The sequence below is a fragment of the Methanoculleus sp. UBA303 genome (assembly GCA_002501655.1).
Classification (GTDB): domain Archaea; phylum Halobacteriota; class Methanomicrobia; order Methanomicrobiales; family Methanoculleaceae; genus Methanoculleus.
On sequence record DANY01000031.1, the window covers coordinates 24340 to 36596 of the forward strand.

Sequence of the window (12257 nt, forward strand, 5' to 3'; positions counted from 1 at the left end):
TGTGGCCGTCGTAGACGTCGAAGGTGAGGTCCATGTGGACGACCTTCACGGGGAGCGCACCGAAATCTTCCGGGTAGTAGCGAAAGAGCCTCTCCCGCCCGTTTCCTCCGGTCAAAGAACCATCGCCTCGCCGGTTATCTCGCGGAGTGCACGGCGGATCGCCGTCCGGACTTCGGGCTCCTCCTCGCCCTCGATAGCGGCGGAGAGGGCGGAGATCGCCCGGGGATCACGCAGTTTGCCGAGCGCATCGGCGGCGGTCAGCCTGACGTCTTTTTTCCTGTCTGCAAGGAGGGGGAGGAGCGGGTCGACCGCGCGAGGGTCGCCGAGCTCGCCGAGCGACCAGGCGGCGCCGCGCCGCGCCCATCGGTCCGCGTCGGCGAGAAGGGGGAGCAGCGGGTCGACTGCACGCACGTCGCGGAGTTTCCCGAGCGCCTGCGCCGCGACCCAGCGAACCTCGTTCTCGCTGTCGGAGAGGGCGGAGATCAGCGGCTCGACCGCCCGCGCATCGGCACAATTCCCCAGCGCCTCGACCGCCCGTAACCGGTAGGGAGTGCTCTCGTGCCCGAGCTGCTCGATGTATTTGCCGAGATTCTCCTCACATCGCTTCTCTCGATCTTCCATGAGGCGTTTTATCGAACGTTCCATTGTGATCCCACCACTACTTTCTGCTGCAGACCAGATGTCGTTTACGGTATATAAGCACCCGGCACGATATGCGCACGGCGGGCGACGGAGTGCCCCGCCGCCTGAACGTCATGCATCCTCTTCCCTGTCCTCGCCGATGACGTCGAACGCGACGATCCTGTAGTTGTAATACCGCCCGTCCGTGGTGGTGAAGGAGAGGAAGACCATCAGCCCGTGCTCGTCCGAGATCCAGAGTTCGGCATCGTCGCCGACGGTGTAATACTCGAAACCAAATCCGGCGAGAGCTTCTTCGATGGCGCTCTCGGCCTCCATCTCCCGGACCATCCCGAACGTCGCGGCGAGAGGATACTGCCGCTCTTCAAGAGCAGCAACCTGGAGTTTTGCCCGCCTCTCTGCAAGGAAGAGAGTATCCAGGGCGGTCATGACTTCCTGTGCGACGACGTCCGTCTCCTCCGACCCCATACCCGGTACTTTGGGGTTAGCAGTATATCTTTTTTCAGCAATAACCGGAGTTTGAGAGACCCGAAAGGTTTTGAGTGACGACGGTCGGGAGAGCGCCGGGAGGACGACCGGAAGAGGTGCGGACAATCACGTAGCGGTGCTCTGTGGAGTCACGGCGCTGTCGAGTGATTATTTCGCTCATCGTGTTCATGGGAAAAACAATTCGCGAAAGAGTGGTCCGGAGGCGTCTTTACCCTCATTACGGCGTTATCATAACGAAACCCTAAAACGCCTCCGTGCAGATACAAGGGTGATGGCAGAAGACAGGCTCAAGATCGTCGTATTCGGGTCGTTCAATGCAGGAAAGTCCAGTTTCATCCAGGCTCTCGATCCCCGGAGCCGCCACATCGAAGCGACCTCAAACGAGGGTCCCACGACGGTGGCATTCGATTTCGGCAGGTTACAGGTGAGGGATAAGGCGGTTTACCTCTTCGGGACGCCGGGGCAGGAGCGGTTCGAGTTCGTCCGGCAGATCCTCTCGCGGGGAATGGACGGCGCGATCATCGTCGTTGACGCCACCACCGGGGTAGACGCGATGACGCAGCACCTCTACAGTTACCTCAAAGCGCTCAACGTGCCGCTCGTGTTCATGGCGAACAAGTGCGACTGCCCGGGCGCGGTGCCCGAAGCCGTCCGCCGGGACCTTCCCGGAGAGACGGTGCACCCTATCTCTGCGCGGAACGGCGAGAACGTCTACGCGGCACTTGATGCCTTTGTTGCAACCCTGGTCGCCGGGTAGCGATCATTTTTACTGCCTGTGAGTCATTGATCTCTGCAGACAATGACCCGCAAAGAGTCTTATATCAGGGAGATTGCCCGGCTCCTCTCGAGTTTCCTTACAGGCGGGAATGCCGAGGATCTTCTCACCTACCTTGTCGCGGGGAGCAACCTGCCGGGGCCCCGGGCAAACCTGGAACTTGCAGGAGCGTTCAGCGAGACCGTGCGGGAGTTCGCAGGTGCCGACGCCGACGATAACCAGGTCCTGTGGACCCTCTGCGTCGAGTTATCCTGCATCTCCCCGGAAGATGCGCCGACAGACGACCCCCACGAGTTCCTTCCGTTCTGCGGTGTCCGGGGCATCGGAGCGATCGGGTCCCTCTCACCGGAATGCGTTGAGGCGGCGCTCGCGCACCTTGCGGAGGCGGCGGTCGACCCGCGGCGGCGGGTCCGGGAGGCGGCGGCAATGGCGATCCGGGACCTCCTCTCCCTCCAGCGGGAGACGACAGTCCCGGGACTGGAGGACTGGGTGGAAGGGGGGTCCTGGCCTGCCATGCGGGCCGTGATCACCGGGGTTGCCGAACCGGACCTGCTGGCCGAGCCGGACTTCGCGGAGGCCGCGTTCCGGTTCCACCGCAAGACTCTGATCCGCGTATATATGGCAAAGGAGAGGGAGTCCGAGGCATTCAGAGCGCTTCGGGAAGCGCTCGGCTACACACTCAGTCCGGTCATCGCCGCCCTCCCCGGGATCGGCTTTGAGTACCTGCGGCAGCTTGCGACTCTCGATGACGCAGATATCCGGTGGATTATCCAGGAAAACCTCAAAGAGGGCCGGCTTGGAAAGCGGTATCCGGAGACGGTGCAGCACATCCGGGCGCAGATGGCGTAAAAGCGCCTGCAGGGCCTCTATCGTATCGGGATATCGATGGAGGACTCTCGCTACCCGGGGCCCGCGGCGAGACACGCCTCTGCCTCCCCGAGCAGCCAGTCACGTTCTGCCGCCCGCCAGGGCAGCCGTGCGATCCTGAGATAGCCGAGCGCCATGAAGAAGGGAAGCTGCGCGGTATTGCGGCGGAACTCTTCTTCGCCGTTGCTGTAGTGCCAGAGCAGGTGGCCGATATAGTCCTCCGCCCGGGCGGACCCGGGCGAGGCCTTGATCTCGGAAGCGAGAATGCCGAGGTCGCGGATCGGGTGCGCGTGGTCTCTGGAGCCCTCGAAGTCGACCGCGCAGGTGCCGCCGTCGAAGAGGTAGTTGCCGGGCGTGGCGTCGCCGTGGACCACGCAGCCTGCGTCGGGGCAGATCCGCGGGCTGTGCCGCCACGCCCCGAGAAGACGGCCGAACCTCTCTCTCCCCGGTGCCGGAAGGCCGTTCTGATCGAGCAACGCGTGAAAGTAGGCAAAATCGCGCTCCCGGTCGCAGGAGGTCTGCGTACTCTCGTGGAGCCGACGGAGCAGGTGCGCTACGCCGGTCAGGGGTTCGTAGAGGGACTCACCCGCCGCGAGGAGTTCCCGCAGGGTTCTGCCAGGAACATACTCGGTCACGAGGACCGCATGAAACCGGCTGTTCGTCGCGAGTGCGCCGGGAACGCGGACCCACCGTGCTATGCTGCGGAGCAGGTGAAACTCGTTCATCATCGCCGCATTCGCGTCATAGCGGGTCTTCGCGCCCGTCGGCGCGCCGAAAAACTTGCCGATCACGCTGATGCCCGCATCAATAAATTCGTAGCGGCAGACGACGTGCGACGCCGGCTCTATCCGGTAGACCCGGGCCTCGTCGTCCGGCTCCGGAAGCCGGTCCCAAAGGACGCCAGCCAGCCAGTCCCTGAACACATCGCCGGCCTCCAGACGTCCGACCGCTCTTTCGATGCTCACCCGACCCCTCTTCTCCCGGCCTCTCCGGCATGACGTTATGAAAGACCCGGGAGTCTCCGGGAACAATGAAGGTATCCCCTGTTGCAGGGTCGACCCCGATGTCCTCATGCTTCTTTTGAGGAACAGCAATGACGTCTGGAGGTGTGCGAGACCTTCGGGCAGGTGGTCCGGCTTTTTCTCTCCGGACGCCTTCCCACAACGGTGAACTACCCCGCGCCTTTTGGGCGCGGCTTCCTGCTTCATTCCTCCTCCATTGAGGCAGGTCCACAGGCTCAACGGCGCGTTCCGCGCCTGATATCAGGTTGCTTGGTTCTCGCAACACAGATAGAACATTATTGGATGGATTGATAGAAGAATGTATCGTATCGAAATTGATTACAGGAAGGGCGGTTCCGCTTCACGGAAGATGCTCCGCATCTTCCTGACAGGCACAACCCTTTGGGTTGTGCCGTGCCATCCCCACCCTGAAGGGTGGGGTCTTCCCGCTCCACCCCCTTCACCCCCGCAAGATAAATACCGCTCACCCCCACATTCTCCCGGGACATCATGCCGGTCGCAACCATTCGTACGGCGAGGGACGGGCGCTTGAGCAGAAACAAATGCCTGCCCTCTTTCGGAGCCGGCAATAAACGAATGTTTTTGCAAGGCCGGTTGGGGTGAACGGAATCATGACGCGCAAACTTGACGAGAAGGACTTCGCCATCCTGCGGAAATTGGCCCCCGAATACAGCGGCATCCTCTGCCCGGAGGCGGGACACGAGTTCCACTCGATCCTCCCGCCGGTCTCTAATCACATCGCCGTCGACGAAAAAGACTTTGCGGAACGGGCCGGCCGCCTCTCGGACGAAGACTGGCGCTACCTCACCGACCAGATCCTCTCCGGTCGGGAAGACCTCGGATGCATGCCGGAAGAAGACCTCGATACCGCCCTCATCCATATCCAGAAGGCGGTATCGGAAGAGGCGGCCGAACGGGTCCGCAGGCTCTATCACCTCTCCGGATGCGGGGTGCTGTAGACCACATCCGGAAACGGTATATGCTGCGACGATAACCTGACCTTATGGACTTAAAAGAGCAACTCTCCGGCGTCCCGGGGATGCTCCGGCCGTTCAAGGCATACCTCCGCGAGGCGGGGCTCTCCCCGGGCGACCAGGTCGTCTATTACGGCTGCCCCGGCGCCTGCACCCCCTTTATCGAACTCCTGGGGTTTGCCGTCCGGGACCTCCCCATCGAGCAGGTCTATGTGCCCGAGGCGGACGAAGAAAGGGCAAGGGTGATCCGCCAGGTCGCGGGTGTCGGGATGCAGGTCTCCGGCGATGCGATCCGCGTCGACCCGAAGGTGATCGTCCTGATGGGCGGGCTTGCGATGCCGGGCGTCCCGGGTGTCCCCGGCGTGAAGGAGATGCTGCAGGCGACCGTCGGCGCTCATCCCGGGGCGAAGGTCGTGGGCATCTGCTTCATGCAGATGTTTGAGAGGGCCGGCTGGCTCGACGCATTCGACTTTGACCTGATCATCGACGCCACCCTCAACCCGGTCAGGGTCTGGCGGTGACCAGCTGATCGGCCCGGCCGCCGCGGGTGCAGCGGGGGATGTCGGCGGCTCCCACGGCCGGTCGTAGCGGCGGAGGGTGAACCGGAACGCCGCACCGTATCCGGAATGCCCCGGCACCCGGTCATCGACCCTGATGCTCCCGCCGTAACGCTCAATGAGCATCTTCGTGATGTAGAGGCCGAGTCCCTTCCCGCTCCGGGCATTCGTGCCCCGCATAAACCGGGTGAAGAGAGAGGGCTTGACCTCATCTGGCACCCCCGGTCCGGTATCCTCGATCGAGACCTCGACCGTCTCATCGTCCTCTTCGACCCGGACGGCGACCTCGACCCCGGGCTCCCCGAACTTGATGCTGTTGCCGATGAGGTTCGAGAAGACCTCCGGAAGGAGGTCGTCGGCCATGACCTGGACCGGCTTTCCCGTATAGACGATCCCGGCATCCGGGTGGTGGGCGATCTCCGCCTGGATGACGGTGTCGAGGTCGACGGGTCTCGTCGCGGTCTCGCTGGAATGCAGCCGCCGGATCGTCGTGACGTTCTGGATGATTTCGATGCTCCGGCTGATGCCTTTGCGAAGTTTCCAAACCATCTGCTTCTCTTTTTCTCCCAGGAGCTCGGAGAGCAGGTCGGCGTAACCGAGAGCGACGGCATTCGCGTTGTTAATGTCGTGCACCATGATATCGAGGTAGAGGTTTGCCTCGTTATGGGCCGCCCGCAACGCTTCCTCCGCCCGGATCCGGTCGGTGATATCGGCTCCCGAACCGATCATCGCGACCGGCCGGCCGTCGTCGCCGGCAAAGACGGTGTCCTGCCACGCGAGGACCAGCTCATCGCCGTTCCGCGTGATGACCGGGCTCTCTCGCCGGTCGGGCAGGGGTGTGCCGGCGGCGAGCGCGGTGTCAAAGATCTGCCGCCGCGTCTCCCGGACCGCTTCCGGAACGACGGTCGTAAACCAGTCCTTCCCGAGCAGTTCCTCCTCCTGATAGCCGAGCAGTTCGCAGCCGTGCCGGTTGATGAGCCGGATGGTATGGTCGGCGTTGATAACGACAAACAGGACGCCTGCTACATCCAGATAACGTTGCGCGAGGTCCCTCTGTTTCTTCACCTCGCGTTCCCGTCCTTTGAGCTGTTCGGAGAGGGTGGCGACGACGAAGGCGATGACAACGAACATCAGGACCCGTGCGTAATCGTTCAGGGTCAGGAGGTCCGGCCTGTAGAGGAAGCTGCTCGCGACGACAAGCCCCCCGAGGAAGATAGCGACCAATATACTCCGTTTCTCCCACCAGAGCGCGGTCAGGATGATCGGGATGTAGAAGAAATGTGAAAAGACGGTCCCGAGCGTCAGGACGGCGTGGAAGTAGTAGGTCAGGAAGACCGATATCCCCAGGAGGATCATGATGACGATCGTGCGCTGTTGTTCGGTAAGGGTAGTCACGGGGTGCCCACCTCAACTACAGATATATATAATATACATAATATAAAATTATAACCATAATAGTTATCTGCCGATTTAAAGAGATCTTTTGGTAATTTCGGGAGAAAATAGATGGTCCCATTGGAGATGGGGCGCAGGGCATGAAATCAGAGACGGGGGGCGGTGTCTCTCTGCTATGTGAGTATTCTTCGGGATGCGGGCGATTTTATGCAAAACAGCCTATTTTAATAGTTCACACAGCAAAACTATTCCCACTGCCTGCTTCGCCGGAGCGGCTGCCCACCCTGGCCCGTGTCGGGCGATGCGGTACTGTCGAGCGTCACGCGGCAGGTGCCTGCCCGGGAGCGGCCCCGGCGCCGCAAGAACGCATCCACTGGTGAACCCGTGTCAACAGATCTTGTCGAAGCACTCAAAGCGATGGGCTATGCGGATACAGAGACCCCGGCTCTGGTGAGATCATTTCCCCCCGCAGTCACCGAATCCCTGCGAGACTTCAGGGTGCAGGAGGTCCGCGACATCGTCGAGACCCTCCTCTACATCTATATCGCCCAGAATAGTGCATCGTCCCGGGGAGAAGGGGAGGGCGTGGTCGAACAGAGTTGCTACGCCTATACCTCAGGGCCTCTCTTTGCCCTCGCGCAGGTCGACCTGATCAGGTCCGTCTCCTGGCAGGGAACGACGGTGATCCGGGCAACTCCCGCCGGTGAAGCGATCGCCCGGCCGCTTGTGGAGGCACGGATCCGGGCGCTGGACATCCCGGCCCTGGCTCACGAGATCAACGAAGTCGTCCCGGTCCTCCTCGCAGGGACGGTGAAAGGGTCCTACGTCAACAAGACCTTCCCATCGGCACTCCCCCGCACCGAAGAGACGTTCGTCGGTTTCCTCCTCAATAACACCCCCGGCCTGTTTTCGGAGTGCGAGCGGTTCGCTGCCCGGCTCAAGGCTGCGGGGTGCGCAGTCCTCGCCTACGCCTACGACCTCGACGGACGCGGGGCCGACGGTGTCGTCTATACCTTCCCGCCGGAGTTTGCGTACATCCTCAAGGAGATGCTCGAGACGATCGACCCCGGCGTCCGGGAGCACTACGATATGCTCATCGAGTCGTTTTACTCGACGTTCACCGTTCTGCGTTACCTCGCCTGCGGCGAAGACTACGACCGTATCCGGGCATTACCGGCTCACCGTCGCGAACTCTCACGAGTGCTTTCCCTGCTTACCGATGCCATCTACATCCTTGAAGGGGTGCGCGAGGACGACGGGGTTAACCTCGCCCGGTTCATCGTCAAGGACCGTAATCTCTACGATGTACACCTCCGCGACCTCGGGCGGACGCTGATGACCGACGTTGCCGCGAAGATCGTCATCGAGCGGCCGGCACCGGAACCGGTGGTGGAGTCGCCCTTCCCAAAAGAAGCGGTGCCCCCTGTCCCGAAAGAGGACACGATCGCAGCGCCCGTGCCTCCGGCAAAAGAGGCGGTTGACGAATGGGACGACGCCCTCTTTGCCGATGAAGGAGAAGAGAAGGAAGAAGAGGATGAGCCGGTCGCCCCTGCCTCATCAGACGCCGACGAACCGCCGTCGGTCTCACCTTCGGGCTTCTCCAGTTCCGTCCTTCCGGAACATCGTCAATCGCACCTCCGGGGCTCGAACGCCGTTCCAGAGGAGCGGCGTTCTGACGAACCGTCGCATGTTCCGACAGTTGTTCCCCGCCCCGGAGGGCTCGACGTCTTTCTCGGCCACGCTCAGGATGGGCGACGGGTCAACTGGTCGCCGGGAAGGCTCAACAACGGCCACATGATCATCCTCGGCGGCTCGGGCGCCGGCAAGACCGAGACGATCCGATGCATCGCCGCGGAACTGGCGGCACAGGCGATGCCGGTCGTCCTGATCGACTTCCACGGGGACATGGCCGCGAGCACGGGGAATATCCGGTCCTACAAGATCCGCGAGGGCGGGGAGTATTACTTCAACCCCCTGGAACTCGACCCTGCGATCGACGAGATCACCCCGCTCCGGGCCACATCGGACTTCGTCGACGCCATCTCCATCAACTTCCCGACGCTCGGTATCCAGCAGCGGAGGAAGATCAAGAATATCATCAAGGACTGCTACCGGTCCTCAGGGATTACGGGGAAGACCGAAACCTGGAAGCGGGTGCTCGACTTCGACAACATCGAGAGCGAGATAATGTCCTGCGAGGACGAGGCGATCCCGGCCTACCTTGAGGACATCTTCGATTATAAACTCTTCTCGGGGGAGGAGAAGATCTCAATCCCCACGATCCTCTCCGGCGGGATCACCCACATCAACTTAAACGCCCTCCCGGAGAACCTGCGCTACCTCTTTGCGGACCTCTTCCTCCGGCGGATCTACTACACCCTCCAGGCGACCGGCGAGATCCCGCGCGGGACGGAGAACGACCGGGAAAAGTTCCGGCTTTTTGTGATCGTCGACGAGGCGAAACTCCTGGTGAGCCAGAAGAGCGGTTCGAAGACGTCGATCAAGGCGGTGTTGAACAAATACGCCACCGAAATGCGGAAATTCGGGGTCTCACTCATCCTCGCGTCGCAATTGATCGCCCACTTCAACGAGGAGATCCTTGCAAACATCGCCGTGAAGTTTTGTATGCGGGCCGAAAACAAGAAACAGGCCCAGGAAAACGCCAAATTCTTTGAGGTGAGCGAGAAGGACCTCCTCAACTTCCAGCCGGGGGAGGGTATCCTGATCATCGGTTCGGAGAAGATGAACATCAGGATTGTCCCGTCGTCCGGCCGGAACCCCTGACCGGGACAACGCTTATCCGGGGTGGTGCCGGAGTATCCTGTATGGCAGGATCGGATACACCCGACGAAGACCGTGTAACAAAGGCCGCTCTCGCCCGCCCGATTTTCGTCATCCAGAAGCACGACGCGACCACGCTCCACTACGACTTCCGCCTGGAAGTCGACGGCGTGCTGAAGTCCTGGGCGGTCCCGAAAGGGCCTTCCCCCGACCCGAAAGAGAAGCGCCTCGCCATCCCCACAGAGGACCACCCGCTCGATTACGCCGACTTTGAGGGCGTCATCCCGGCGGGGAGTTACGGGGCGGGGACGGTCCTCGTCTGGGACCGGGGGACCTACCGAAACCTCACGCAGAAAGGCGGGCGGGAGGTCGGGGCCGCCGAGGCGCTCGGGCGGGGTCACATCTCCGTCTGGCTCGAGGGCGAGAAGGTTCGGGGCGGGTATGCCCTCACCCGCTTCCGGACCGGGAAGAGCGAGGCCTGGCTGCTCGTGAAGAAGGACGATGCGGAGGCGGACCCCGGACGGGACCCGGTTGCGACGGAGCCGCGGTCGGTCGTCTCCGGGCGGACGCTTGCACAGGTCGCGGCGGGGAGCAAACACCTCCGGTGAGGCATGCGGCGGGTGCCGCCCGCAGCACCCCGGCGAGTGCCGGACGGAGGGGCCGGGGGTGCGCGGTATGCGGGGGATACGCCCGGCCTTTGAGCCCGACAGGACACTCCCGTAGTCATCGACCGATTGCCTTTCGCCCGGGGTATCGGCCGGTGCGGGAGTGAAAGTTTTCAAATCCTGCCGTACTGGTTTTTCACCACCGAAAAGAAACCTGGAAACCGTACCTGAAAAAGGATTATTTTCTCAAGCCCTGATCGCCCGTGAACCCCTTCAGGACGGTCTGCAGGTGAAAAAGTGCCTGTTCAAAAAATTCATACTCGGTATGAAAAATACACTATATTTTTCACACTCGGCGACAAATAAACAATGTAAAGTCACCAATTTCAAAATCAATCAAAAATATGAGTTATAATTTCAGATACGCTGCAATATCTCCGCCGTAACCGAGAAATAACCGTTATTCTCCATTAGCGCAATGGATAAGTTTAAAATCTGAACTATCGAAAACTACAGAGATCAATCGATCAGAAGATCATCTCGAAGGTGAGATCATGGCAAGCAAGGTAATGACAAACAACGCTGTGGCAAGCAACGTTATGGCAGAGGCAGTAAGCGACGCAGAGATCGTCGCACAGTTCAGACAACGCGACTGCTGGGGATTGTACACGAGTGTGGACCTGAAAGGATGCGATCCGGTATCGATCAGGGACGCGGAAAAGATTCACCGGTTCATCATCGAACTCTGTGACCTCATCGACATGAAGAGGTTCGGTGAACCGCAGATCATACACTTCGGCCCGAACGAGAGGGTCGCAGGTTTCTCCATGACCCAGCTTATCGAGACGTCGCTGATCTCCGGTCACTTCGCGAACGAGACCAACGCAGCCTACCTCGATATCTTCAGTTGCAAAGAATACGAGCCTTCGAAGGCGGCAGAATTTTGCAAGAACTTCTTTGGGGCAGAGTCGGCAACCTATCAGGTATTGTTCAGGGATTGAATAGAACACCCGGCACGCGCTTCACCAGTAATTTATGACCACAGAGAGCCGTTGCCATCTCCCGCCGCTGTGAATGGGATATGGCGGGGGAGCGGCCCCCACCCTCGATTTTCTCAACGTTATCCGGATATCCTCTTGATCGGAACGAAGCGTTGTCGGGCGCCTTGATCCCGGAAGTTGGTGTTTACAACGTCGGCTTTCCGGGTAAAGAACCGATTTTTCGCGGTGTGATTCGCCCTCTTTTGCTTCTGCGTTTTCAATCGCCGGGAACCCCCGGCTCTCCAGCCTATCACGAGACCCAGAGGAATCGGTTCCCGGCGAACTGGACGACGGCAGCACAGATTGTCGAATCGGGACGTAATATTGCTCCTGCACCCCTTTTCAAAAGGAACGTGCACCATTCACCGCACTCCGCTCACGGACGCTTCACAATCCAGAAATCAAGCGGCGGTAGACGAGAAAAGCGGAGGTTGAATTTGTTTCACCATGCTCTTCTTTAGTGTAACTCCACAGGGTTGTTCCAGTCTTGTTTGCGGGAGTGCTCCCTTTGCACCATCCGGAAAAGAGACATCAGAAGGAGGGACGCGCCTCAACCCCCGACGACAATTCGGGCAGCGGCCGGTTCTCCCGGAATCGTCAACGTACAGGGGAGGAGTTATTCCCCCCCGAGGTACGTGATCTCCCCGTTATTCCAGGGTCCCATCAGGGGATACCCGTCGCATCCGTACGGCGTATCGCCGATGCCATTTCCATTGGCATCCTCAGCATACCACCCGTCGTAGGTGCTCCAGTAGTTACCGAGCGGACTTGAGTAAGTCTGACCGTTGTAGGTGTACGGGACTGGTTCGGTAGAGTTGTACCGGTCTGCACCATTCTGCTCAATGTCCCAATTGTCAATGAAACTGTTCAGATAGATGCAGTTGTTTCCCGCCGATCCTCCCGAATAGAAGAAACCGAGTTTATAATCGGCAAACGTGTTGTTGACGATCAGGGTTTCCACTGCAGAAGCAAATTCTATCCCGATCCCCTCCAGGGGATCGGGGCTGGTGAACGTATTGCCATCGATGACGCTTCCAGAGGAAGACATCGTAAGGCCCATGGTCCAGACGGTGACGTTATTGTTCCTCACGTTGAAGTCATCCTAAAAGTTTC

Annotated in this window: 11 protein-coding genes and 1 pseudogene; 7 read left to right on the forward strand and 5 right to left on the reverse strand. The window is 60.4% G+C overall.

The window, feature by feature from the left end:
• Positions 1-111: 111 nt before the first annotated feature.
• On the reverse strand, positions 112-645 hold the full coding sequence (locus tag BP846_RS07115; RefSeq protein WP_292393841.1) for a HEAT repeat domain-containing protein: 534 nt from the start codon (positions 643-645) through the stop codon (positions 112-114).
• Between the two features lie 108 nt (positions 646-753).
• Complete coding sequence (locus BP846_RS07120; RefSeq protein WP_292393843.1) at positions 754-1107, reverse strand: hypothetical protein; 354 nt, start codon at positions 1105-1107, stop codon at positions 754-756.
• A 292-nt stretch (positions 1108-1399) separates the two neighbouring features.
• Here BP846_RS07120 and BP846_RS07125 point away from each other — a divergent pair, with 292 nt between their 5' ends.
• Positions 1400-1885 carry a GTP-binding protein gene (locus tag BP846_RS07125; RefSeq protein WP_292393845.1) on the forward strand — a complete coding sequence of 162 codons (486 nt, stop codon included), beginning with the start codon at positions 1400-1402 and terminating at the stop codon, positions 1883-1885.
• A gap of 42 nt (positions 1886-1927) precedes the next feature.
• Positions 1928-2752: a hypothetical protein gene (locus tag BP846_RS07130; RefSeq protein ID WP_292393847.1), complete on the forward strand. Its 825-nt coding sequence runs from the start codon at positions 1928-1930 to the stop codon at positions 2750-2752.
• A 50-nt stretch (positions 2753-2802) separates the two neighbouring features.
• Here the strand turns inward: BP846_RS07130 and BP846_RS07135 are convergent, their stop codons facing one another.
• Positions 2803-3735 carry a phosphotransferase gene (locus BP846_RS07135; protein ID WP_292393849.1) on the reverse strand — a complete coding sequence of 311 codons (933 nt, stop codon included), beginning with the start codon at positions 3733-3735 and terminating at the stop codon, positions 2803-2805.
• Between the two features lie 668 nt (positions 3736-4403).
• Between BP846_RS07135 and BP846_RS07140 the strand changes: the two genes are divergently transcribed.
• On the forward strand, positions 4404-4751 hold the full coding sequence (locus BP846_RS07140) for a hypothetical protein (protein WP_292393851.1): 348 nt from the start codon (positions 4404-4406) through the stop codon (positions 4749-4751).
• A gap of 80 nt (positions 4752-4831) precedes the next feature.
• Positions 4832-5287: a DUF2124 family protein gene (locus BP846_RS07145; RefSeq protein ID WP_342770816.1), complete on the forward strand. Its 456-nt coding sequence runs from the start codon at positions 4832-4834 to the stop codon at positions 5285-5287.
• 78 nt (positions 5288-5365) lie between these two features.
• Here the strand turns inward: BP846_RS07145 and BP846_RS07150 are convergent.
• Positions 5366-6679: pseudogene (locus BP846_RS07150) on the reverse strand (PAS domain-containing sensor histidine kinase); the annotation flags it as partial.
• Between the two features lie 423 nt (positions 6680-7102).
• Between BP846_RS07150 and BP846_RS07155 the strand changes: the two are divergent.
• The 3 genes from BP846_RS07155 (at position 7103) to speD (ending at position 11105) form a co-directional block, all read left to right on the forward strand.
• The gene (locus tag BP846_RS07155) at positions 7103-9502 is read left to right on the forward strand and encodes an ATP-binding protein (protein ID WP_292393853.1); all 2400 of its coding nucleotides are present in this window, start codon (positions 7103-7105) and stop codon (positions 9500-9502) included.
• A gap of 41 nt (positions 9503-9543) precedes the next feature.
• On the forward strand, positions 9544-10107 hold the full coding sequence (locus tag BP846_RS07160; protein ID WP_292393855.1) for a DNA polymerase ligase N-terminal domain-containing protein: 564 nt from the start codon (positions 9544-9546) through the stop codon (positions 10105-10107).
• Positions 10108-10658: 551 nt separating this feature from the next.
• Positions 10659-11105, forward strand: coding sequence for an S-adenosylmethionine decarboxylase (gene speD, locus BP846_RS07165; RefSeq protein WP_292393857.1), 447 nt, complete (start codon positions 10659-10661; stop codon positions 11103-11105).
• A gap of 655 nt (positions 11106-11760) precedes the next feature.
• Here the strand turns inward: speD and BP846_RS07170 are convergent.
• Positions 11761-12234 carry a NosD domain-containing protein gene (locus tag BP846_RS07170; RefSeq protein WP_292393860.1) on the reverse strand — a complete coding sequence of 158 codons (474 nt, stop codon included), beginning with the start codon at positions 12232-12234 and terminating at the stop codon, positions 11761-11763.
• Between the last annotated feature and the right edge of the window lie 23 nt (positions 12235-12257).